Source organism: Erwinia sp. Eh17-17 (assembly GCF_039675725.1).
GTDB lineage: Bacteria > Pseudomonadota > Gammaproteobacteria > Enterobacterales > Enterobacteriaceae > Erwinia.
In genome coordinates, this window is record NZ_JBDFQT010000004.1 from 139,593 (window position 1) to 164,501 (window position 24,909).

The window sequence follows — 24,909 nt, forward strand, 5'->3', positions numbered from 1 at the left end:
CAGACAGCCCCGAAAGGAGAATTTATGGAACACACATGGCGCTGGTACGGCCCGGCAGACCCGGTATCACTGGACGACGCCCGTCAGGCGGGTGCCACCGGCATCGTTACCGCCCTGCATCATATTCCCAACGGGGACGTATGGCCGGTAGAGGAAATTCAGGCACGTCAGGCACTGCTGGCAGAAAAAGGCCTGGTGTGGTCGGTGGTGGAAAGCGTACCGATCCACGAGTCGATTAAAACGCAGCGCGGTGACTACAAAAAATACATCGCCAACTATCAGCAGTCGCTGCGCCATCTCGGTGCCTGCGGCATCGACACCGTGTGCTACAACTTTATGCCGGTGCTGGACTGGACGCGCACCGATCTCGGCTGGACACTGCCGGACGGGGCGAAAGCGCTGCGCTTTGACCATATCGCCTTTGCCGCCTTCGAACTGCATATCCTGCAGCGTCCGAACGCGCAGCGGGATTACAGCAGCGACGAGCAGCAGCAGGCCGCCGCGTATTTTGCCGCGATGAGCGCATCTGAGATTGACACCCTGACGCGCAATATCATCGCCGGGCTGCCGGGCGCGGAAGAGGGTTACACGCTGGCACAGTTCCAGGCGCAGCTGTCGCAGTATGACGGCATCGATCGCGCGAAGCTGCGCGAACATATGGCAGAATTTCTGCGCGCCATCGTTCCGGTGGCTGAGGAAGCGGGCATTGTGCTGGCGGTTCACCCGGACGATCCACCGCGTCCGATCCTCGGCCTGCCGCGTATTGTTTCCACCATTGAAGATATGCAGTGGCTGAAAGAGACCGTCGACAGCGTGCATAACGGCTTCACCTTCTGTACCGGTTCCTACGGCGTGCGCGCGGATAATGACCTGGTGAAAATGGCAGAAACGTTTGCCGACCGCATCCATTTTGCTCATCTGCGTTCGACGAAACGTGAAGCCAATCCGCACAGCTTCCATGAAGCCGCACACCTGGCGGGAGATGTCGATATGGTGGGGGTGATTAAGGTGATTCTGGCTGAAGAGCAGAAACGCCGCCGCGCGGGCCACCAGCGCGCCATCCCGCTGCGCCCGGACCACGGCCATCAGATGCTCGATGACCTGCATAAAAAAACCAACCCCGGCTATTCGGCGATTGGCCGACTGAAGGGGCTGGCAGAAATTCGCGGCGTGGAGCTGGCGTTAAAACAGATCTTTTTTAACGATTAGGCGTTAATCCACAATAAACAGACTGGCACCGCTCTCTGTCCATGAGCGGTGCGCTTCCGCGTTATCCGCCACCTGGTAGCTCATGCCTGCGGTCAGGGTAAACACCCGGCCATCATCCAGTTCGGTATGTAACTCACCGGACAGGCACAGCAGAATATGCCCCTTGCTGCACCAGTGATCGGCCAGATAGCCCGCGCTGTAATCCACCCTTCTGACGCGTATTTCACCAAACTGCTGCGTCCTCCACCAGGCGGTGCCGGTCTCTCCCGGATGCTCCGTCGCCTCCAGCGCTGACCAGGTCGTTGTTCCGAAAGGGATATCACTCATTTTCATGCTTATTGCCCTGTTTTAGCGTCAAAAAAACTAACTTACGACAGCGGTAAATTTGCGGCAAGCATTCCCTGCATCCGGGTAAGCACACGTCCTTAACGGGCCCGCAGGCGCACTTATCCGGCCAGGCCAGATGCCATGACCGGAAAAATTTTTTACTGATTGCTGCAGCGTGACGATAATTACTTGATAACATGCGGCGTAAAATCGACCTTTTCCGCTATTTGCAGTCTTTTCGTGCGCCTTAATGCCACAGGGGAACAGCTTGCAAGCCATCGTAAAGCCTAAACATGAGTATCTCTGGCTGACCCTCGCCGGGCTGCTGCCGCTGATACTCTGCCTGATATTCACCTTTATTGAAGCCCGCCAGGCCGTCCAGCGCCAGCAGGAGGTGACGGCCTCTATGCTGCTCAGCCAGGCCGACCACATCAGCGATATGGCCTGGAATATGTCTGACCGCCTGCGCAGGTTCAGCTACAGCCAGTGCGACGAGATGAAGCGAGAGCTTCAGCAGTTCGGCACACTGTTCGCCTATTTCCGCTCGGTCGGCGTGACGCAGGATTTCAGGATATTTTGCTCATCGGCCTTTGGTGATGCACAGGGTTCGCTGGAAACCATGATGCAAACGCCGATGCCTGCCCTGCGAAAAGCCTGGTGGAGCCTGTCGATAGCCGGAACCTTCGGCGTACGCGACCGTCCGGCCGTGGTTTTTGTGCGTGAAACGCCGGGCGGCTTCGGCACCTATGCGGTTGTTGACGGCCAGTACCTGATCGATATCATGCAGGCCGCAGGCATGCAGCACGGCTACCATATTACGATGCGTTTTAACCGGGGCTTCGCCATTACCAGCGGTGAAGCGCTCAGTGATTCGCCGGGTATTCTCGGCCGCAGCACTTACAGCCGCACTTCAGCGCGCTATCCTATCGACATCAATATCACTGCGCCGCGCACCGAAGCGCTGCAAAGCTGGCGTCAGGTGCTGTTCACCTTCCTGCCGATGGCGATTATTCTCTCGCTGCTGTTCATCGCAATCACCAGCAGCTGGCTGAAGCGTCGCAGTTCCTGGCATGATGAGATCCGCCACGCCATCGCCCGCCATGAGTTCTCCGTCCACTATCAGCCGGTGTGTAGCCTGGAAACCGGAATGCTGGCCGGCGCTGAAGCACTGATGCGCTGGCAGCGTGCGGACGGTAGCTGGGTGCGCCCGGATATCTTTATCGCCGCTGCCGAAGAGGAAGGGATGATTGTTCCGCTGACCCAGCATTTACTGACGCTGGTCAGTAAAGACTGCGCCAGCTGGCAGGTTGCGCCCGGTTTCCATATCGGCATTAACGTGGCGGCTGAGCATTTGCAGCATGATGATTTTGTCCGCGATATCCGCCAGTTCGCCGCAGGCGTGGCGCACATTCAGCCGGCGATCACGCTCGAACTGACCGAGCGCAGCCTGATCAGCGAGGGGGCGATGGTGGCCCGTAAGCTGTCCGAGCTGCGCCAGGAAGGTATGCACGTCGCGATTGATGATTTCGGCACCGGGCACTGCTCGCTAACCTATCTGCAAACCTTCCCTATCGACTACCTGAAAATCGACAAAGGTTTCGTGAACGCGATTGAAGCCGTAGAGGGTGAGACGCCGGTGCTGGATGCCATCATCCAGCTGTCACATCGTCTGGCGCTGAAGGTGGTGGCAGAAGGGGTAGAAAACCCCATGCAGATGGCATACCTGAAAAATCACGGCGTGGCGTTTATGCAGGGCTACTACTATGCGCGCCCGATGAATAATGACGCGCTGATGGCCTGGATGGCACAGCAGTCAGACAGGCCGCTCAGCTAAAGACCGGAATGGCACCATAATGCTTTAAATTTTCTTCAACACTGTCCAGCACGCTCAACCAGCTGTTCTGGAAATTTTGTTTTTTCGTCTTGTTCACATCCCCCCCAAAAGGCGGCGACGAGTATTACCGATAGCCGACAGTGGATCAAGTTCCTCCATCACAAAATTAAGATTATTCCCATTAGAATTCATCAATTTACCTTATGAGTTTACGGGTCAGTGCGTCGACCTTTTCCACTATTTCCGGCGAATCCGTGCTGTTTCGCGTGAAAAAACACCGATTTTCTCCTGTCAACATTCAGATGTTTCTATGTGAAATTATGTGACCGTGCGAAGAGCAGATATACTGTTAGCTGTCAGAGTGTGCTGCCGTGCTGTATTGGAACATAACCAATGCCTGACGATGGCGCATTTTGCTGGAGGTTTTTCACCCGTGACAGGTCAGGCAGACAACACGGACCAGACCTGAACAGCGTGAATATTTATTTGGAAAAACAGATAATTACAGGGTGTTCTTTATGAAGCTACGTAGGAAGCGTGTTAAGCCTATCGGGATAAAAGACGTCACCATTATTGATGACACCAGATTACGTAAAGCCATCACCGCCGCCTCACTGGGCAATGCCATGGAGTGGTTTGACTTCGGTGTTTATGGCTTTGTCGCCTATGCTCTGGGGCAGGTTTTCTTCCCCGGTGCCGATCCTGGCACACAGATGATTGCCGCTCTGGCAACCTTCTCCGTTCCTTTCCTGATCCGTCCTTTAGGTGGCCTGTTCTTTGGCGCCCTGGGGGATAAATACGGCCGTCAGAAAATCCTGTCGATTACCATCATCATTATGTCGGTCAGTACCTTCTGTATCGGCCTGATTCCTTCCTATGCCTCAATTGGCATCTGGGCACCGATCCTGCTGCTGCTGTGTAAAATGGCCCAGGGCTTCTCGGTGGGCGGTGAATATACCGGAGCATCGATCTTCGTTGCTGAATACTCACCGGACCGCAAGCGCGGATTTATGGGGAGCTGGCTGGACTTCGGTTCTATCGCCGGTTTCGTCCTCGGCGCCGGACTGGTGGTACTGATCTCTGCGGTGATCGGTGAAGCGAACTTCCTGTCCTGGGGCTGGCGTATTCCGTTCTTCGTGGCGCTGCCGCTGGGTATCATCGGGCTTTACCTGCGCCATGCGCTGGAAGAAACCCCGGCGTTCCAGCAGCACGTGGATAAACTGGAACAGGGCGATCGTGAAGGTCTGGCTGACGGCCCGAAAGTGTCGTTCAAAGAGATTGCCACTAAGCACTGGAAAAGCCTGCTCTCCTGCGTGGGCCTGGTGATTGCCACCAACGTCACCTACTACATGCTGCTGACCTACATGCCGAGCTACCTGTCACATAACCTGCACTACTCGGAAGACCATGGTGTGATGATTATCATCGCCATCATGCTGGGTATGCTGTTTGTCCAGCCGGTGATGGGCCTGATGAGCGATAAGTTTGGTCGTCGTCCGTTCGTGATTATCGGCAGCATCGCGCTGCTGGTGCTGTCCATTCCGGCATTTATGCTGATTAACAGCGGCGTAATGGGGCTGATTTTTGCCGGTCTGCTGCTGCTGGCGGTGATCCTCAACAGCTTTACGGGCGTTATGGCTTCTTCTCTGCCAGCGATGTTCCCGACCCATATCCGCTACAGCGCGCTGGCCAGTGCCTTTAACATCTCCGTTCTGGTTGCGGGCCTGACGCCGACCGTCGCAGCATGGCTGGTAGAAACCACCAGCAATCTCTATATGCCTGCGTACTATCTGATGGTGGTAGCGGTGATTGGTCTGATCACCGGTCTGACCATGAAAGAAACCGCCAATATGCCGCTGCGCGGTGCCACCCCTGCGGCCTCTGATATGGCAGAAGCCAAAGAGATCCTGCAGGAGCACCACGATAACATCGAGCATAAAATCGAAGATATCAGCGAGCAGATCGCCGAACTGGAAGCGAAACGCTCCCGTCTGATCGATCAGCACCCGCGTATTAACGAGTAACCACGCAGGGCGACCAGAAAAGCGGTCGCCCGGACAGTAGGGGTCGACCTTCTTTTTCCGGTCGACCCTTTTTTTTCTGACCGTAAACCGAATCTGAGGTATTAAATGAAAATTAAAAGCTACGCGGCCATGAAAGCAGGACAGGCTCTTGAGCTGTATGAATTCGACGCAGGCGAACTGAGCACAGAGGAAGTGGAAGTCGAGGTGGAATACTGTGGCGTCTGCCATTCTGACCTGTCGATGATCGACAACGAATGGGGCATTTCGCAGTATCCAACCATCGCCGGTCATGAAGTGATCGGGCGCGTGTCCGCGCTCGGCGAGGCGGCAAAAAATAAAGGGCTGTCCGTCGGCCAGCGCGTGGGCATTGGCTGGACGGCAAAGAGCTGCCAGCACTGCGATGCCTGCATCAACGGCGAGCAGGTTAACTGTGAACAGGGCACCACCCCGACCATCCTCAACAACGGTGGCTTTGCCGAGAAGCTGCGCGCCGACTGGCAGTGGGTGATCCCGCTACCGGAAAGCCTGGATGCTGCGGCCGCCGGTCCGCTGCTGTGCGGCGGCATCACCGTGTTTAAACCGCTGCTGATGAGCAATATTACTGCCACCAGCCGCGTGGGCGTGATCGGCATTGGTGGCCTGGGCCATATTGCGATTAAGATCCTGCGGGCGATGGGGGCCGAAGTGGTGGCGTTCAGCTCTACGGCGGATAAAAAGCAGTCCATCCTCGATCTGGGTGCGGATGAAGTGGTTAACAGCCGTGACCCGCAGGCGCTGAAAGCGCAGGCCGGACGTTTCGACCTGATCCTCAGCACCGTGGCCGTTGACCTCGACTGGAAACCGTACTTCGATGCCCTGGCGCCGAAAGGCAAGTTCCACACCGTGGGTGCGGTAATGAAGCCGTTCCAGGTGGGGGCATTTGACCTGATCATGGGCGACAAAGCGATTACCGGTTCTTCCACCGGTTCACCAGGCCAGCTGCGTTCGCTGCTGAAACTGGCGGCACGTCGCGATATTGCACCGCACGTCGAGTTCTTCCCGATGTCGAAAATCAATGACGCGCTGGACCACGTGCGCGCCGGAAAAGCCAATTTCCGCGTGGTACTGAAAGCCGATTTTTAAACCGGTAATCATGTAGCGGGCGGGGCCAGCCCCCGCCCGTTTTTACGCGTTCTCCGGCGTAATCAAGCGAAAATCCACCTTTCCATCAGCGTACAGCGTCGGCTGATATCCCTCTTCCAGATGGCGCAGCAAAATATCCGTCGCCAGCTGCGCATGCATACGTGCATTTTGATCCAGCGTCAGCGCCAGCAGGTCATCGGCCATCAGACGCCGGGTGATGCTGTACAGCTCGTGCGTGATATAGACGCAGTTGCCCAGCAGCTTATGGCGTTCCAGCGCCGCGCTGACTTCGGTATTGCCGGATCCGGTGTTATACAGGCCGACAATATTCTGCACGTCACTCAGATTTTCCTCCAGCAGGCGGCTGATCACCTCGCGCTGATCCTGCCCGGCTAGCACTTCACGCAGCCGCAGCTCAGGAAATTTCTGCTCCAGCACGGCGCGGAAACCCGCAATGCGCTGGCGGTGTGCGCTGTAATCACAGCGGCCACTGACCATCACCACCTCACCGGCGCGCCTGACCATACGCCCCATCATCAACCCGGCGGTGCGCCCGGCCTGCATCTGATTAATCCCCACGTGGCATAAGCGCTCGGCATCCGGCAGGTCGGTAACGATGGTGATCACCGGTACGCCGCGTGCTTTACACACCGCCAGTGCCTCATACAGCGCCGGAGAGTGGTGAGCGACCACAATCATCCCGTCACGTTTCTGACTGCTGTCGACAATCAGGCGTGCCAGTTTTTCTGGCTGAGTTTCTGCGGTAAAGGTTCTCAATAATGTCATGCGCCGGTAACCCAGATGACTGGCTATTTCACCAAAATCCTGCGCCAGCTGTTTAAAGAAAAATGACCCGTTACCGCTGAGAAAAACTTCTATTTGCCACGGTTGCTGATAAGCCGCCGGTAATATTCTGTTGAGTCCAATTTCCTGCGCGGCAAGTAATACTTTACGCGTCATTTCCGGAGAAACGCCACCGCGTTCATTTAACACCCTGTCAACAGTTGCCACACCGACACCTGCTTTTTTGGCCAGCATATCAAGCGTATGCTTTTTCATTATGACTCCCAACCCTCTCATTTTCTGATGCTATCAGCCAGAAGTCGCCACCGCTTACCCGGCTGAAAGACAGCAAGAAAAACCACGAGAAACGCGCTGAGTGTACGGAAAAGCCCGGCACACAGGCAAGGCGGCAATTGTTGCCAAAAAAAACAACCGTCGGTTTTTGCTCGTTATCCATACAAAACATGATGACTCTGATGGAAAACCATCAAGGCAACGGTATGCAGGCGAAACGAAAGATTTTATCATACCCGCAATGTTACTAAGTTATTAATTATTTTAAATTCATGTAACGCATAATAATAATAATACTTCTGGAAACTCCAAAATAAAAACTGACCATCACGGTGCTCTTTTCGCCCGCGCTCAATAACTCTGTTTATTAATAAGCAGACGCGGCGCAGCGCTGTCTTTTTTTTAAAAGACGATGGCCGGCAACCACGGTTAATTATTTGAGAAGCAGGGAAATGTCATGAAACGCAGAGAGTTCCTCACGTCAGTCGCCGCTCTTGGCCTGGCCTCCACGCTGCCCGTGGCCGACGCCAGGGAAGTCAGCGGGGGTCAGCCCTGGGAAGCCGGTCAGATCAATACCCCGCCCCCGCCTCCGCGCACCGGAGGATTGCAGTTCCTTACGCGCCATGAGTTCGACACCGTGGCAGCCATTGCCGACCGTTTTATTCCCGCCGATGAGATGAGCCTGGGCGGGAAAGATGCGGGCTGTGCCGTGTTTATCGACCGCCAGCTGGCCGGGGATTATGGCAATGCCGTGGCCCTTTACCGGCTTGGACGCTTTGTAAAAGGCACCCCGGAGCAGGGGCCGCAGTCACCGCTGACGCCTGCGCAGCGCTATCGTCAGGGGCTGAGCGCGCTGGATGCCGCCACCCAGGCGCAGTTTGCGAAAAAGTTCGTCGACCTCAGCGGCGACCAGCAGGACCAGGTGCTACATGCGATGGAAGCCAACCAGTTCAATCTGGGCGCGGAAGTGGAAACGAAAGTGTTTTTCGAACTGCTGCTGCAGAACGTACGCGAAGGTTTCCTGGCTGACCCGATCTACGGCGGCAATAAAGGGATGACCAGTTGGAAAATGATTGGCTTCCCCGGCGCGCGCTATGATTTCCGCGACCTGCTGAGCAAAAAAGGCCAGAAGCTGAACATTATCCCGACCAGCCTGATCGATAACTCCCTGTAACTGAGTCTTAAAATGAAAAATATTCGTCCACACGCTGATGTGGTAATTGTCGGTCTGGGCTGGTGCGGTTCTCTGATTGCCGAAGAGCTGACCCGCGCAGGCCTGAACGTCGTGGCCATTGAACGTGGCCCGTGGTTTGAAACCGCCACCGATTTCCCGCCGTCGATCGATACTGACGAACTGCGCTGGGATACGCGCCGCAGTATGCTGCTGCCGCCCGCCGTGGAAACCACCACCTTCCGTAATAATGTTACGCAGAAAGCGCTGCCCTCCCGCGACTGGAACCTGAACGAGCTGGGTTATAACGTCGGTGGTTCCGGTACGCACTGGGCCGGTATGGCCTGGCGTTTCACCCCATGGGATCTGGAGCCTTACAGCCAGACGGTGGCGCGCTACGGGAAAGAAAAAATCGCTAAGGGGCTGATTCTACAGGACTGGGGCGTAACCTATGATGAGCTGGAACCGTTCTACGACCGCTTTGAGAAGATCGCCGGCGTGTCCGGTAAAGCCGGACGGCTGAATGGCGAAACCCTCGCTGACGGCAATCCGTTTGAAGGCAACCGCAGCAGCGAGTATCCGCTGCCGCCGCTGGAAAGTATGCGACTGACCGACCTGTTCCGTGATGCGGCCAAATCCCTCGGCCAGCATCCGTTTATGGTTCCGGCAGGCCAGGCGTCCCGCGCCTATGTCAACCCGCTCGGCGTGCGCATGGGCCCCTGCACCTACTGTGGCTACTGCCTCTATTACGGCTGCGGCAACTTCTCCAAATCCAGCCCGAACGCCTGTGTGATCCCGGCGCTGATGCAGCGTGAAAACTTCACCGTGCTGACCGACTCCGCCGTGGTGCGCGTCAACAAAGCTGACGATGGCAAAACCGTCACCGGCGTCACCTACATTGATAAGAATAAAAAAGAGTGGGAACAACCGGCAGGGATCGTGGTGCTGTCTGCGTTCCAGATGCAGAACGTGCGCCTGCTGCTGCTGTCGAAAATCGGCCAGCCTTACGATCCGCTGAGTAAAACCGGCGTGGTCGGCCGCGCCTACAGCTTCCAGACCGTATCCGGTGCCAGCCTGTTCTTTAAAGACGAGAACCTGAACCAGTACATCGGGGCCGGCGCGCTGTCGCAGCAGGTGGATGACTTTAACGGCGATAACTTTGACCACAGCGATCTCGATTTCATCGGCGGCGCGGGCATCCTGGTGGTGGCACGCGGTGCGCGTCCTATCGGCAATGCCGATGCGCTGCCGCCGGGAACGCCGCGCTGGGGTAAAGCGTGGAAAAAAGCCTACACCCACGCCTTCCAGAACGGCACCTTTATCTTCGGCCAGGGCACCAGCTTCTCGCACGAGGATTACTACCTCGATCTTGATCCGGAATATAACGACGATAACGGCAACCCCCTGCTGCGCGTCACCTTCGACTACAACGATAACGACCGTCGTTCCGCGAAGTTTATTGAACAGAAAAGCGTGGAGATAGGAAAAGCGATGGGCGCAGAGATCGTCCTGGGCACCAACTCCGCCGCCGGAAATTACTCGCCTTATAACTTTGCCAGCGACCACACCATCGGCGGTGCGGTGATGGGCACCGACCCGAAAACCAGCGTGCTCAACCGCTATCAGCAGAGCTGGGATGCGCACAACCTGTTCGTGCTTGGTGCTTCATCGTTCCCGAACAATGCCGGGTATAACCCGACCGGCACGATTGGCGCGCTCAGCCTGTGGACGGCGAAAGCCATCATTGAGCAGTACCTGAAAAACCCCGGCCCGCTGGTAAAGGTGTGAGATGAAAAAATTCAAATTAGCCCTCACCGCCGTGGCGGTGGCAGCCGTGGTGGCGGGCGTACTGCTGTACCAGAACGGTAATACCCGTGCCGATAATGTGGCAGACGATCAGATTCTGATGAAACAGCCGCTCACGGCGGCCGATGCCGCCGCCGTGGAGCGCGGCCACTATGTGGCGCTGGCCGGTGACTGTGTCGCCTGCCACACCGCCCCGGAAAGTAAACAGGCTTATTCCGGTGGCTATGCAATCAGCACGCCGTTCGGCGGAATTTTTGCCAGCAACATTACCCCGGATGCAGATACCGGCATTGGTAACTGGACCGAGCGTGATTTCTATCGCGCCGTTCGTCACGGCAAGGGCAAAGAGGGGCAGAATCTCTACCCGGCGATGCCATATAACGCCTACGTCAAGGTCAGCGATGAGGATATGCACGACCTGTGGATGTACATGCGCTCGGTGAAGCCGGTACATCATCAGGTTACGGAAACCAACCTGCCATTCCCGTATAACATCCGTCTGGCGATGATGGGCTGGAACCTGCTGTTCTTCGAGAACGCGCCATTTGCAGCGGACAGCAGTCAGTCAGCGCAGTGGAACCGCGGTGCCTATCTGGTTCAGGGGCTGGAACACTGTGCCGCCTGCCATACGCCCAAAAATATCATCGGTGGCGATACCGGTGACTATTTGCAGGGCAGTAATCTGGGCGAGTGGTACGCTCCGGAGATCACCAGTAACCGCTACACCGGTATTGGCGACTGGAGTGAGGATCAGGTCGTACAATATCTGAAACTGGGCAGTAACCACGTAGCGGTCGCCTCCGGGCCGATGGCCGAAGCGGTGACCAACTCGACCCAGCATCTCAGCGATGACGATCTGAAAGCGATTGCGGTATATATCAAATCGCAGCCGGGGTCTGACCGTCAGAAACCAGCCGCGCTGGCCGCTGACAGTGAGCAGATGCGCACGGGGGCGAACGTCTACTCCGCTAACTGCACCGCCTGCCACAACAGCGACGGTAAGGGCATTCCACAGCTGGCGGCGAGCCTGGCCAACAATCCGGCCATCATGGCCCCGGACGCGTCCTCGCTGATCACCACCGTGTTGCAGGGTGGGCGCGGGGCCGTGACACACGGTAACCCGACCAGCGGGGCGATGCCGCCGTTTGCCTGGAAGCTTTCTGACCAGCAGGTGGCCGCCACCATGACCTACATCCGCAACAGCTGGGGCAATGCCGCACCGGCCGTGACAGAGCAGGAAGTGGCTGAGAAACGTCAGTTGTTGAAACAACCCGCGCAGATGCCGGCACAGTAATCCGCACGGCCTACAACGGACGGGGTATGCTCTGCCCCGTCCGTTCCCTCACCGGGGTCCGACCTGTCCGGCCCGTCTCTTTTATCTTTTTGTTTTCCCTGCCCGATAATATTTATTTACACCTTAACTCTTAATAATTATAGTTCTCATTTGCTTTACCATTACAGGCGAAAATCGCCTGATTGTCGTATCAGTGGACCTCACCGCAACGTCATGGATAAGTCAGAGTACATATACCGCCTAAGGATAACCGGTAGATATTTTTGTGCCCGGTGCCGGTATTGACTCAACATCAGCAACTTATTCCAGGAATGACCGTGCCAATCTCTCGCCCTGAAGTCAGTCATAAAAATGATTCTTTATCCTGCTCCGCCGCCGGTATTTTCACGCCATCGATTGCCGCACTGCTGGTGATGGCTGCGTTACAGCCCGCTTTCGCCGCCGATGGCAAAACCACCGACACGCTGACCGTGGAAGCGAATGCGGATACCGCAGCAGCGCAGGCCACCACTGACTACAGCGTTCCGGTCACCCGTGCAGGCACCAAAATGCCGCTGACGCTGCGCGATATCCCGCAGTCTGCCACGATTGTGACTAAGCAGCGTATTCAGGATCAAAAACTACAAAGCATCGGCGAGGTGTTAAGCAACACCACGGGTGTCTCCGCATCTAATATCGATTCAGACCGCTCCAACTACTATTCACGCGGTTTTATGATTAACAACTACCTGTTTGACGGCATCCCGACCGTTGTCGACAACCAGTGGGATTTAGGCGATACCGCCGGAGATACGGAGATTTATGACCGTATTGAAGTGATCCGCGGTGCCAACAGTCTGAGTACCGGTTCCGGTAATCCGTCAGCGTCTGTGAATATGGTGCGCAAACACGCTGACAGCAAAGTGCTGACCGGCAATTTCTCGGCGGAGACCGGCAGCTGGGACAAACAGCGCTATACGGGTGATATCAGCACCCCGCTTAATGAATCAGGCACTGTCCGTGGCCGGGCTATCGGCGGCTATCAGGATAACGACAAGTGGATCGATCGCTACAGTGCGCGTAAAAAATTCCTCACTCTGGTGCTGGATGCGGACCTGACGGACTCCACCACGCTGTCGTTCGGCTGGGACTATCAGCAGAGCCATACCAACGACCCGACCTGGGGCGGATTACCCACCTTCTACTCCGACGGCAGCCGTACCCGTTACGATCGTGAAAACAACACCGCAGCAGACTGGACTTACAGCGATAAAGAGTCGAATAAAGTCTTCGCCACCCTGACGCAGAAATTTGATAACGGCTGGCAGGCGCAGGTGAACGGTTCACATGCGAAAACCACCTTCGACACCCGGCTGATGAGCTCATACCTCTACCCGGATAAAGCCACCGGGGCGGGCATTGCGCCTTTCGACGGCTGGAATAAAGGTTCACGTAAAGTGGACGCCGTTGACATCTACGCCAACGGCCCCTTTGAGCTGCTGGGCCGCACTCATGAACTGATGGCAGGCGGTAGCTATAGCAAACAGGAGAGCCTGTTCTTTAACTCGTTCTCTGATATTTCTTCTGCCGACGTCAACGGCTTCAACAACTGGGACGGCAACATCGACCAGGGAGACTGGAGCGCGTGGAAGGTGGAGAAAGACGATACCATTCGTCAGAAGTCAGCCTATACCGCCGCCCGTTTCTCACTGGCTGATCCGCTGTCGCTGTTGGTGGGGGCGCGCTATACCGACTGGAGAGGCAACGGCACCAGCGGTAACAAAACCAGCAGCAAAATTGCACCCTATGCCGGTCTGACTTATGACATCAACGACACGTATTCGGTTTACACCAGCTATACCTCGATTTTCCAGCCGCAGACATTCCGCAGTGCGGATGCAAAATACATCGGCGCGGTAACGGGGAAAAGCTATGAAACGGGCCTGAAGGGGGACTGGAATAACAGCCGTCTGACCGCCACCCTGTCGCTGTTTCGCACCGAACAGAACAACCTGGGCAACAATACTTACGGCACCATCGGCACCTCAACGGAATACGCGTATGAATCGATTGATGCCGTCAGCCGTGGCGTAGAGTTTGAAGTAAACGGAGCGCTGACCGATAATTGGCAGATGACCTTCGGCGCCTCACGCTATATTGCTGAACAGCGTAACGGCACCGCCGTGATGCCGGAAATTCCGCGTACCACCGCCAAGCTGTTTACCCGCTATCGTCTGCCGATGCTGCCGGACCTGACCGTCGGCGGTGGCGTGAACTGGCAGAACAAAACCTGGGCGAACGTTGATGGTGCTCCGGCGGATTACATCGACCAGTCACCGGTAACCCTGGTGAATCTGTTCAGCCGCTATCAGGTAACGAAGCAGCTTTCGGTTCAGGCAAATATTAACAACCTGTTCGATAAAGAGTATTACGACTACCTCGGCACCTATGTGGTTTACGGTGCGCCGCGTAACGTCTCGGTTTCGGCCAACTACTCGTTTTAATAAGATGATTGAACCGATGCCAGCAGCGTCAGGCTGCTGGCACAGTCCTGATTAAAAATATTTGATAACCATAACGGTAGAACCGCTGAAAGGGCCCGCTTTTGTCGCCATGTCGGTGTTAATCGTACTGCGGATATGCACCAGGTTATCGCCGCCAAGGCTGTTAATCCAGCCATCAGTGCTTTCAACCACATCCATTTTGGACATCATCCCGTTAGATAAATCGATATTATCATCGATAAACTCCAGCCTCATTTTCATGGCGCTGGAACACCTGAAGTGAAAAGCCACGCTCTTTTGATGAAGGCCAGATGACATATTCAGGGTTGCAAAATCAATCTTCAGATCAGACTGGTCGGTATCGCACCACTGTTCCCCAGGCGGTAGCTCATAGCAGGTACTTAAGGGCATCTGTACAGAAGCCCACGCCTGAAGTTGCTGCCCTGCCCCCACGCCGATGCAGGCGTTCAGGTTATCATAAGTAATATAAGAAGACGGTAGCATCCCCTTCTCATAAACCTCCCGGGCATAATCGCCAATCGTCCCGCCTGGACTGCCTACAATGATGGTCTTAAAGGGCACAACCGTCTTTGGTTCATTATAAATATGGCCGATGTCACGACTCACACGTATCACGGTACCCACGCGCGTAGGGGGTATAATCGGAACTTCGCTATCTGGCCCCACTTCGCGCAGCCCCCACCTGACCCCGTGTATCGTGGAGACCCATGGGAAGCCTGGAGAAATTGTTATTGAATCAAACCCGATCATTACGGGATAAAGCCCGGCCCGACAGGTTGATGCTGTGAGTAATAACAGCCAGCAAAAAACGGCTGATTTTAGTTTCATCATATTTTTACCTGAACCCAAAGATCATTACTCATACTCAATGGTAAAATTGGCAACGGCGGAAAATGACCCTTCGTTGATATTTTGTTGAGAAACCGCGCCGAATCCAGCGTCGATATACATTTTCAGAGTCAACATATAATGACCATTGAGGGATTGACTTTCAGTGCCCGATAACGTCGTTTTAATTATATTTTCATCAAGCTGATAAAAATAAAAAACAGATGAATGAGTAAAGATAGCATTTAAAAATAGTTTTAAATAGCTTTAAAAAAGACAAAAAAAATCATGTTACTGGAATAAATTACACATACCCGTACTCAATTACCATGTAAAAACATATTTTCTCCAGCAACATCAGGCACACAGAAAATTAATGCAACGACCGATTATCGTCATTAAAAATATTTGATAACCAGAATGGTAGAACCGCTGAAAGGGCCCGCTTTTGTCGCCGTGTCGGTGTTAATTGTGCTGCGGATATGCACCAGATTATCGCCAGCACTGCCGTTAATCCAGCCATCACCGCTTTCTACCACATCCATTTTAGACGTCATACCGTTAGATAAATCGAAATTATTATCGATAAATTCCAGCCTCATTTTCATGGCGCCGGTACACCTGAAATGAAAAGCCTCGCTCTTTTGGTGAAGGCCAGATGACATATTCAGGGTTGCAAAATCAATCTTCAGATCAGACTGGTCGGTATCGCACCACTGTTCCCCAGGTGGTAGCTCATAGCAGGTACCTGTGGGCATCTGTACCGTTGCCCACAGGCTGTGATGCATCCCGGCCCCCACGCCTAAACAGGGCATCATGTTATTAAAAGTAAGATTTTTCGGTAGCATGCCCTTCGCATACATTTCCCGGGCATAGTCGCCAACCGACCTCCCAGGTTTGTCTACAGCGATCTTAGAATAGGCCATAGTAATAATTTGATCCGAAGTAGGGTCGCCGCCTTTACGAAAACTACGAGTCACTACACCTACATACGTTGGGGCTATAATCGGAGTTTCGCTATTTGGCCCCACTTCGCGCAACCCCCACGTGACGCCCATTAGCGAGGAAACATATGGAAAAACGCCAGTACTGGGTGTTAGTATTGAGTTAAATCCAACCACTACGGGATAAAGCCCGGCCCGACAGGTTGATGCTGTGAGTAATAACATCCCGTAAAAAATGATCCGCTTTAGTTTCATCATATTCTCATACCTGTTAAACCCAGAAATAATTATTCATATTCAATAGTAAAATTGGCGACGGCGGAAAACGAACCTTCTTTGATATTTCGTTGAGAAATCGCGCCGGGTTCAGCTTCGACATAGGCTTTGAGAGTGACAACATTATTACCATTGCTGATATTTTTAAGCACTGTGGTCTGTCTCAGGGGTAAGGCAGCCCCCTGCGCATCCTGCAAACCGATAGCAATACCGGAAGCCTTACTGCCAGCATCCAGAGCCAGTAATCCCGGAAGGGATTTGCTTTCAGTGCCCGTGAACTTTATTTTAATGATATTCCCTACAGAGGTGTCACAATCAATAAAGCGGATACTAAAAGGCTTAGAGGGTGTTCGGGTGTATGAGTAAAGATCGCGATTAGCAATAGTTTTAAAATCCACAGAAACGTATTCATCTTCTGGTAATAAAGTACATGCATTCTGTACTAACGTGCCATGTAAAAACATATTCTCTTCAGCAACCGCAGGCACACAGGAAACTAACACAACGACCAGCGCGAATAATTTAATCATTTAAAACCTCCTCTCCATTACCGATAATCGACCAGCAGAGTTGCAGTAGCATTAAAGTCACCCGTGCTTAATACTGCTCCCGGTCGCTTGACAGGCACGGCGGTTAACCTGGGTTTTTTTTCATAGTCAAATTCCATCCAGTCATTGATCACCTGTCTTTTACCATTGATAAATAATGCGATACCGAAGTCATCGACATTTGTCGTCAAAGCAGTCTTATCAAAAGATGTCGAAGTCCCTGCAATCTTCATTCGCATGGGATTAGAGATATTACCCTTACAAACCAAAGTGTAAGGGATATTTTTTTTATAATTTTTCCCGTCAACCCTGGCGATAGCAACATGGTCGCCGAAATTGACATCAATCATCTTTTCGCCATTAATGACGCAGGATATCTGGGCAATCAAAACCCCACTCACGGTCACCAACGTTTGGGCCTGAGCAACGTTCCCCCCCTGTAAAATAAGAAAAAAAGCAATACTGCGAAGATAATTCGAAGAAGTAAGTTTTAATAATTTCGCAAATAAAAGCCTCAGATTAAGGGAAGTCACCACGCTATTTTCCTTAGTCATAACTTAACCGAAAGTTAACTACCGCCCAAAATGCTCCCGCAACTAAAGGGGCAATGGTACGCTCAGCCACCACGGTATAAGTCAGTACATTTTGACCCGGCGTGACCAGCAGCGGCTTACCGCGGCTACCCAGGCGGACATCACGGCCTTCAGGATCCATCAGGTGTAATGCCAGGCCAGATACCCCCTGCACTTTAACTAACCGGGGATTATCCATGTCCGACACGGCACGAAAACTTAACGTCACCGAAGGTTGATGAATGGCGGTAATCAATGCTCCGGTACGTTCATCACGCTGGCTTAGCGTGGTGCGCAGGCAATCTTGCAGGCGCAGTTTAAAACTGACCGGCGTTCCCTGAGCGCCGGGCTTGATCAGACGCCCGGTGCCGGTTTCACCTAAGTCGATCTCCTGCGTGGCGCTATCCATTTCCAGACGACAGGCGCTCTCAGTCAGCGCACCATAAACATAAAGCACACCATTAGCCCCTTCAACATTCCAGTTATCTGTCGCATGTGAGGGTGGCGTAGTGAAAATAAGCGTACATAACAGCAATATTATCTGCAGAAAACCGCGGCTGGCATGGCGCCTCATTCCTTTAAGACAGCCCATTAGCTCATCACCCTCGTAATAATATTTATCCATTTATATTACCTTTTCGATCGTCAGCATGAACGCGGCAACAGGTCACTTTCCGTTCAGGACTTTTCAGGAATAACCTTACAGGTGCTTCCCTCACAGTGGAAACTCAACTGTGGGTAACCGCCATAATCATTAATATAAGTCAGAACAGGTGTATTTCCGACGACAGGGGCACTGACACTCAGCTCCGACTCCCCTTTAGGCGGCACCATAAAGGGTACAAAGTCTTTCGGACCTCTGGTTTTGACTTTATTACTGGCATCCACAATGGTGACATAATAGGGAGTCGGATTATTGACGATGAATTTATTGCCCTTTTTGCTCAACGTCAGCTGCTCCTGCCACGGAGATTGATTACTTTTAGGCATAATCGATGCGGGACGATAAAATAACTTAATCCTCGTCTGAAGGGCAATCTGCAACGTATTTGATTTATCGCTTCTTGGTGGAATCTCACGTAGATTAAAGTAAAATATTGTCTCACGGTCCTGGGGCAAACCCGCAACAGCCGGCAATGCCTGGATTTTCACCTGACCGGGTTTTCCCGGTTCAACACGCTGCACGGGAGGTAACACAATGAGCGGGCTTTTAATTTTATTCCCTTCTTCATCTTCAAGCCACCCCTGAGCAAGATAGGGCAACTGTTTATTCTGGTTGCTAATTCTCAAACTAACCGACTTCTGGCTGCCATCGAATATAACGCGAGTACGGTCAAGGGCAATGGCAGCATGGCCTTGTTGCACAGCGACCATGACGAACAATGCAGAATAAACTGTTTTTTTCAGAGCGCTAAGCATGATATCGATTACTCCATAAACCATCATAATGTTTTTATACTTTCCCAGTAAAATTGATAATAAATATTTTTATCGCGTTCATACATCCTCAGCCCGAAGCTGGGGAATAAAATCTCTTAACTATTTGATCACTACTGCTCACCTTCATTTTCTTTTAACGAAATGGTTTCTTTTAAAAGAGTACAAGGCAACAACAGATTTTGCGTAAAATATTTTGACACAGAAACAGGAATCTCCACTTCACACTGTGCTTTTCCATCCCAGTTTACCGTCATGCTCTCACCGGGATTAACGCCGGTAATATAAACGCTGCCGTTATCGTTAATGATGCCCGTTTGCTGTTTACGCCGGTTAAACACTTCTGAACCAAAAGGCGGATAACTACCATCACCCAGGCGGATAATAGCCATCATTTTCATACCTGAAATGACGCTAAATTTGCGGTAACCAATCGCACCTTCTGTTAATGTGGCCTGCACAACCGACTTGGTGGCCTCTGCATTTTCCGGCAGATTATTAATGTCGATTCTGACCTGATTATGATAATAGTCACTAATATTCCCGACGACAGCCTTACCCCAGGAATTGGTCCTGATAGCGGCGCCATAGCCTGCAACAGGAATATCCGCAACGCCCTGAGTATCCAGCAACAGCCGCGTTGCTCCCTCAGTGGTGACCGGATGAAGCGCACCACCTTTAGGTGTTATTGTTGCTCCACCCTGAGCGGAAATACCCACTGAGCTGTACTCGCTTTCCTTATAGCTGGCATTGGCACTCAGATGCGCGATATCACCTTCATGATCGTAATACCCACTCAGCTGGCCGCCATTGCGAGAAATGCCGGTTTGCAGTTGATAAGAGTTATTTTCATCAACACGATCGTAATATCCCACCGTGTGGGAAGTATCACGACCATTCACCGACAGGTTGTAACTCAGGCTCGCTCCGGTGCTCAAAGGAAGCGACAGTGAAAGATACATACCATTATCGTCGCGGCCATTATATTTATTGCGGAACGCTGATAGTGACGCACTCGCGTTCTTAAACTTCCAGATATCAAAATAGCGGGATAACGTCATGCTGTAGCGGTCGGTCGTTGGGCGATTCCAGTAAGTCTGGTGGCTATAGTTCAGGTAAGCGCTCAGCCCACTGTCGCGGAACTGTTTATTGAAAGTAATGGTGTACATTTCCTTGTTACTTTGCTGACGCGTACCGTAGTAGCGCGCATCCAGATATTCACTCATACTCATGAAATCCTTTTGCGAGAATCTGTAACCGGCAAAGGTGACCTGGCTGTCAATTTCTTCAAACGTTTTTGAGTAACTCAAACGATACGAACCACCTTTAAGCGTCCCCCCAGTTTGCGGTAAATGGGCCCATGACTGCGTGGCATCCAGAGCTAAGGCACCAAATATCATCAGGTCACGTCCGACACCAAACGACAAGGCGTTGTAGTTATTACCCACCAGCGCACCGCCGTACATTGACCAGCCGTTACTGATCCCCCAGGAGAACTCGCCGGTACCGAACAGTGGACCGCGCGAATGATGCTCGAAATCAGAGGGTTTCCCCGCTGCAATTTTGAAGCGTATCGTTCCGGGGCGTGTCAGATACGGTACATTCGCCGTAGTGACCTTAAATTCCTGAACGCTGCCATCCTCTTCTTCTACCCTGACCATCAGATCGCCCGTTACGGCGTCATTCAGGTCCTGGATACGAAATGGCCCAGAAGCTACCTGGGTTTCATACAGTACGCGCCCCTGCTGGCTAACGGTAACTTTGGCGTTAGTTCTTGCAATGCCGACAACTTCTGGCGCATAGCCACGCAGATTAGGCGGCAACATTTTATCGTCCGATGCCAGCGTCACCCCAGTGAAACGGAAGCTGTCGAATAGATCAGAGTTTAGATAGTTCTCACCTAGCGTCAGTTTGGAACGCAGTGATGCAATAGCCCGGTAAGCATAATACTGGCTCCAGTCCCAGTTAGTCCGCGTATTGCCCTTTGAACCGCTATACTTTTCCATTCTTGCCTGCCAGTTCGCACGAAAACGCCACGCTCCCAGGTTCGCCCCGAGAGTACCGTTACCGCTGACGTTGTAATTTGAACCGGAGTGCTGCTGATGCTGTGATTGAGCATTTACGTTGTAATCAAGCAGCAAACCAGGGATACCATTATCCCAATGGGAGGGAGGTTCCCAGTCGTCGGAAGAGTACTCCAGATAGGCCTGGGGAATGCTTAAATAAAGAGCCGCCTCTGAAAGGTCAGCATGAACACTGGTCCCTTTGATGCTGTCTGGATTCAGGCACTGATTATCATGCCACCACGTTAGCTTCTCTGCTATTTCTGGCTTCAGACCAAGCAGTTCCAACTGTTCATGTGTAATACAGGCTTCACTTCCGGAGGGATCGTCATCCGGGGGATAGAAATTTACCGGTTGGTCGGGCACTTCATTTTTATTAATGTGTAAGTCCATATTGTAGGCACCGGGCATGATGTATCCGCGCCGGGAAAACCTGCTCAGGTCAATGTTTTTCTTGTCGTTAACATCCAGAATGTCCATATTGAACTGGATATTATCCGCAGAATAGACAGATGGGCTTGCTAATGCGATAAATACCAAGATACTGACAATTTTAACTCTGGACACGCTCTCCGTAGAATATAAAAACATAATAACCAGCCTGTAATATCCCTATAAATTACACCATGCCGATCATAGCCTTATCAGCACTCAATAATAATCCATTTTAAAACGTATTATTGAATAGAATCTCCCAGACTTTAACTTCTTAGAGTTGGAGACTAATTTTATCCTAAAATTAAGATCCTTATTCCCTTCAATAATATCTTCAGCAGGCATAGCCACACCTGGCAATGCTTTTTTGTTAGTGCTATCGATTATTTCAAGCGCGATACCCTTCGCATCACCTTTGACCGAAAAAAACCTGCCATCTGCATCCGTATCGCCATCAAATGTCACTTGAAAGCTATGCCAGTCAGGTCGATGTGGATCAACATTAGCCAACTCACAATTTATTAACTTAATACTAAAAGGGTATTCCATTCCATGGTTGTTAAGCAGAATGCTACTCGCCGGAACTGTCTTCATATCGATAGACTGGGAACGACTGCCTGTAGCAATAGCACAGGCGGTGTTAATAATAGACCCGTGCATGCTCACATGCCCCCAACCTTGCGTCGATTTAGCAGCCTGTGACTGGAAGGGTGTCAGTACCAGTAAAATGTATAGCATGCACACATTGAATATAAACTTCCTCATTGGCGCCTTCCCTATGCCAACATTTTTATTTAAATGGCATGCGATATAATGACATGCCATTTAAATGTCAGACCAGGATAACTAGTTACTGGTAGGCGAGAGTAAAGTCTGCAACAGACTGGAAATCGCCAGGCTTGATATCCGCATCATTGCCTTTCAGGTAAGCAGAGAAGCTTAAGGTATTGTCACCATTTTGCAGCTGCTGCGCTTTAGATGGCTGCCCTAAAGTGATGTTCTGACCAGAACCATCAGTAATCGCAATACCTGCACCCTTCGCGGTACCCGTAATACCCAGCAAACCATCTTTCGCTGAAGATTCCATACCGGTAAAGGTCAGGGTAACATTGTTATTTTTACCCGGATCAACGGAAACCAGATCGCAGTTTTCCAGCTTAATGGTGAACGGACGAGGTGTGGACTGACCACCATCTTTCAGCGCAACGTTAGACACTGGGCCCAGGTCTACGGTCTGAGCAACTGAATCAGGTTTAATTGAGCAAGGCGCATCAATGATAGAACCTTTAAATGTTACAGTACCATGCCCTTGATCTACTACAGCTGCCTGAGCCAGTGAAACAGAGCCGAAAGCCATAACTGCAGCAAGCATGAATTTATTCAATTTCATATAATGTTCCTATCCTTAGTATAGAAAAATCAACATCCAAGATTTAACTTCCGTTAGTGCCATCAGTAAGTGAAAACAGATGACCACGCTAAACCCTTTAGCGTATTACAAAAAGTCAGTATCAGACTGGCAATACCCATCGCTTTTTGTCCCCACAATTATTACCAGGTTCAGGGAACAATTAAAGTCAAAATTGATGAAATCAGAAAAACAATATAAAAAACCCAGTATCAAGGCCAATTTTTAATTTTTCGATCTATAAAATCGCAGGACAACAACAACTCAGAATTAAATATCGCAATACACAACCTGTAAACACATTGATCTAAAATCATTACTCTGGATGAATTTTTATTCCAACTCACCTCGCGCACGATGGTGTAACCGTCAGCTTTTCAGGCCTCTTTTTCCTGTGACCATTTACTGCTATCAATAATGATGCAGACCGTGCAGAGCCCGCCTCTTCCGGGGGTTATAAAACTATTAGCCGGTTTTTTATACTTTTTCATCTGTGCGTTGCATTAGCTTAATAAGTAAAACTCAGCCGTACCGTCACCCTCTGCTACGCGTGCAATAAAAAGTAGAATAAATGCTATATTTAGCAAAAAAAATAAAATAACTTACAAATACCTTACTTCTTTGGGGCTATAAATGGTCTATTTTGTATTAAATAGAAATATAATGTTTATTTTTGTAATCTACAGACTTTCATTTTATATATAAAATATCCTGACAAATCCGATCAGACACACTGGCCATTGCCCTGATTGCCGGATCGATTACACTCCTCGCCGCTCTCATCTCGCTACCGAGCGCCGCATCATTTGCATGCTTCTCTAACCGCAAGAATTATAAGGTTAATTTATTTAGTCATCCGTGCCATCCGTATCCAGCTGAAGATTTAGCCTTTCGGTTTCAAGAAAATTCCTAACAGGTTTTATTTTTTCCGATACACTGCAGCATTGATCGGCTCAATGTCGCGTACACATGCACTATTATTCCCCCGATGACACACAGTTAAAACAGCGCTCTGTACGCTTTATTCGTCGCATGTTCGCCATGCGACAATTGGGCACTTTTTTGTGTTTTTTCCCATTTTTGTCGGTACTGACTGAGCTGGACCGGGGACTGTGGCTGGCTATCCTGCTGGCGATTAATGCCTTTATCTGGCCGGTCATTGCCTGGATTCTGGCACACTCCTCACGCGACCCGACCAACACCGAGCGGCGTAATCTGACCGTCGATGCGGCCTTTGGCGGGGTCTGGGTGGCGCTGATGGGCCTCAGCCCCGTTCCCTCTTTCATCATCATGGCGGTGCTGGCCTCAGACCGCTATGCGGCCGGTGGCTGGCCGCAGCTGAAATCAGCGATCGCCGCTTTCCTGCTGGCGTTTATTCCAGTGTGGAGCGTGGCAGGGATGCCGCTGGTAAGCACCTTCAGCACGCGCACCGTCTGGCTGACCCTGCCGCTGGCCACCTGCTATATGCTGGTCCTGAGTGCGGTTTCCTATCAGTTGACCCTGACACTGCGCCGTAAGAATCGTGAGCTGGAACGCATCTCGCTGATGGACCCCAGCCTGAAAATCCCTAACCGCCGCCTGTTCGACCGTCGGCTGGAAAGCGAATACCTGCGCACCCAGCGCGGCGACAGCCATGCGTGGCTGATGCTGCTGGATGTAGATAACTTCAAACAGGTGAATGACCGTTTCGGCCATGAAGCCGGGGATTATCTGCTGGCGGAGATCTCACGCCTGCTGCGCAATGAGGTTGGCACGCGCGATATTCCGGCGCGCTTCGGTGGCGATGAACTGGGGGTGATTGTGCGCGATGCAGACCACAACAGCATTGTGATCCTCGCCGCGACGCTGAAAGAGAAAATCGCGCAGATCCGGCTTCCCGCCGCCCCGGACTTTCAGTGTTCGGTGAGCGTCGGCATTGCCCCGGCAGGCACAGCCGACTCTATTCACCAGTGGCTGCGCAATGCCGACCAGGCGCTGTATAACGTCAAGCGCACCGGCCGGGACGGCATCCATCTCTGGAATCCCTGAGG

20 protein-coding genes are annotated in these 24,909 nt (G+C 52.1%); 9 read left to right on the forward strand and 11 right to left on the reverse strand.

Features of this window, described 5'->3' with window-relative positions; all coding sequences use genetic code 11:
- The first annotated feature begins 24 nt into the window (after positions 1–24).
- On the forward strand, positions 25–1,209 hold the full coding sequence (gene uxuA / locus ABEH87_RS13115; RefSeq protein WP_346576822.1) for a mannonate dehydratase: 1,185 nt from the start codon (positions 25–27) through the stop codon (positions 1,207–1,209).
- Positions 1,210–1,212: 3 nt separating this feature from the next.
- Here the strand turns inward: uxuA and ABEH87_RS13120 are convergent, their stop codons facing one another.
- A complete protein-coding gene (locus ABEH87_RS13120; protein ID WP_346576823.1) occupies positions 1,213–1,542 on the reverse strand; it encodes a DHCW motif cupin fold protein in 330 nt (109 codons plus the stop codon).
- 262 nt (positions 1,543–1,804) lie between these two features.
- Here ABEH87_RS13120 and ABEH87_RS13125 point away from each other — a divergent pair, with 262 nt between their 5' ends.
- From ABEH87_RS13125 to ABEH87_RS13135, 3 genes are all read left to right on the forward strand, one after another.
- Positions 1,805–3,370 (forward strand): EAL domain-containing protein, encoded by a 1,566-nt coding sequence (locus tag ABEH87_RS13125; RefSeq protein WP_346576824.1) that lies wholly within the window; start codon positions 1,805–1,807, stop codon positions 3,368–3,370.
- 518 nt (positions 3,371–3,888) lie between these two features.
- Positions 3,889–5,394 (forward strand): glycine betaine/L-proline transporter ProP, encoded by a 1,506-nt coding sequence (gene proP, locus ABEH87_RS13130; RefSeq protein ID WP_346576825.1) that lies wholly within the window; start codon positions 3,889–3,891, stop codon positions 5,392–5,394.
- 105 nt (positions 5,395–5,499) lie between these two features.
- Entirely contained in the window at positions 5,500–6,516 is a 1,017-nt protein-coding gene (locus ABEH87_RS13135) for an NAD(P)-dependent alcohol dehydrogenase (RefSeq protein ID WP_346576826.1), read from the forward strand.
- 42 nt (positions 6,517–6,558) lie between these two features.
- Here ABEH87_RS13135 and ABEH87_RS13140 read toward each other — a convergent pair whose 3' ends face one another.
- A complete protein-coding gene (locus ABEH87_RS13140; protein ID WP_346576827.1) occupies positions 6,559–7,575 on the reverse strand; it encodes a LacI family DNA-binding transcriptional regulator in 1,017 nt (338 codons plus the stop codon).
- A gap of 475 nt (positions 7,576–8,050) precedes the next feature.
- Between ABEH87_RS13140 and ABEH87_RS13145 the strand changes: the two genes are divergently transcribed.
- The 4 genes from ABEH87_RS13145 (at position 8,051) to fhuE (ending at position 14,347) form a co-directional block, all read left to right on the forward strand.
- A complete protein-coding gene (locus tag ABEH87_RS13145; RefSeq protein WP_346576828.1) occupies positions 8,051–8,767 on the forward strand; it encodes a gluconate 2-dehydrogenase subunit 3 family protein in 717 nt (238 codons plus the stop codon).
- A gap of 12 nt (positions 8,768–8,779) precedes the next feature.
- Positions 8,780–10,552 carry a GMC family oxidoreductase gene (locus ABEH87_RS13150; RefSeq protein ID WP_346576829.1) on the forward strand — a complete coding sequence of 591 codons (1,773 nt, stop codon included), beginning with the start codon at positions 8,780–8,782 and terminating at the stop codon, positions 10,550–10,552.
- A gap of 1 nt (position 10,553) precedes the next feature.
- The gene (locus tag ABEH87_RS13155) at positions 10,554–11,864 is read left to right on the forward strand and encodes a c-type cytochrome (RefSeq protein ID WP_346576830.1); all 1,311 of its coding nucleotides are present in this window, start codon (positions 10,554–10,556) and stop codon (positions 11,862–11,864) included.
- A gap of 311 nt (positions 11,865–12,175) precedes the next feature.
- Positions 12,176–14,347 (forward strand): ferric-rhodotorulic acid/ferric-coprogen receptor FhuE, encoded by a 2,172-nt coding sequence (fhuE, locus tag ABEH87_RS13160; protein ID WP_346577138.1) that lies wholly within the window; start codon positions 12,176–12,178, stop codon positions 14,345–14,347.
- Positions 14,348–14,398: 51 nt separating this feature from the next.
- Here fhuE and ABEH87_RS13165 read toward each other — a convergent pair whose 3' ends face one another.
- The 9 genes from ABEH87_RS13165 to ABEH87_RS13205 all read right to left on the reverse strand — a co-directional run bounded on the left by ABEH87_RS13165 (position 14,399) and on the right by ABEH87_RS13205 (position 22,861).
- On the reverse strand, positions 14,399–15,199 hold the full coding sequence (locus ABEH87_RS13165; RefSeq protein ID WP_346576831.1) for a hypothetical protein: 801 nt from the start codon (positions 15,197–15,199) through the stop codon (positions 14,399–14,401).
- 395 nt (positions 15,200–15,594) lie between these two features.
- A complete protein-coding gene (locus ABEH87_RS13170; protein WP_346576832.1) occupies positions 15,595–16,398 on the reverse strand; it encodes a hypothetical protein in 804 nt (267 codons plus the stop codon).
- 29 nt (positions 16,399–16,427) lie between these two features.
- A complete protein-coding gene (locus ABEH87_RS13175; protein ID WP_346576833.1) occupies positions 16,428–16,946 on the reverse strand; it encodes a fimbrial protein in 519 nt (172 codons plus the stop codon).
- 17 nt (positions 16,947–16,963) lie between these two features.
- Positions 16,964–17,500, reverse strand: a complete 537-nt coding sequence (locus ABEH87_RS13180) for a fimbrial protein (RefSeq protein ID WP_346576834.1) — start codon at positions 17,498–17,500, stop codon at positions 16,964–16,966.
- 10 nt (positions 17,501–17,510) lie between these two features.
- Positions 17,511–18,110 carry a fimbrial protein gene (locus tag ABEH87_RS13185; protein WP_346577140.1) on the reverse strand — a complete coding sequence of 200 codons (600 nt, stop codon included), beginning with the start codon at positions 18,108–18,110 and terminating at the stop codon, positions 17,511–17,513.
- A gap of 104 nt (positions 18,111–18,214) precedes the next feature.
- Complete coding sequence (locus ABEH87_RS13190; RefSeq protein ID WP_346577142.1) at positions 18,215–18,910, reverse strand: fimbria/pilus periplasmic chaperone; 696 nt, start codon at positions 18,908–18,910, stop codon at positions 18,215–18,217.
- Between the two features lie 176 nt (positions 18,911–19,086).
- Complete coding sequence (locus ABEH87_RS13195; protein WP_346576835.1) at positions 19,087–21,627, reverse strand: outer membrane usher protein; 2,541 nt, start codon at positions 21,625–21,627, stop codon at positions 19,087–19,089.
- Between the two features lie 60 nt (positions 21,628–21,687).
- Positions 21,688–22,236, reverse strand: coding sequence for a fimbrial protein (locus tag ABEH87_RS13200; RefSeq protein WP_346576836.1), 549 nt, complete (start codon positions 22,234–22,236; stop codon positions 21,688–21,690).
- An 85-nt stretch (positions 22,237–22,321) separates the two neighbouring features.
- Positions 22,322–22,861 (reverse strand): fimbrial protein, encoded by a 540-nt coding sequence (locus tag ABEH87_RS13205; RefSeq protein ID WP_346576837.1) that lies wholly within the window; start codon positions 22,859–22,861, stop codon positions 22,322–22,324.
- A gap of 987 nt (positions 22,862–23,848) precedes the next feature.
- Here ABEH87_RS13205 and ABEH87_RS13210 point away from each other — a divergent pair.
- The gene (locus ABEH87_RS13210) at positions 23,849–24,907 is read left to right on the forward strand and encodes a diguanylate cyclase (protein WP_346576838.1); all 1,059 of its coding nucleotides are present in this window, start codon (positions 23,849–23,851) and stop codon (positions 24,905–24,907) included.
- Positions 24,908–24,909 lie beyond the last annotated feature (2 nt).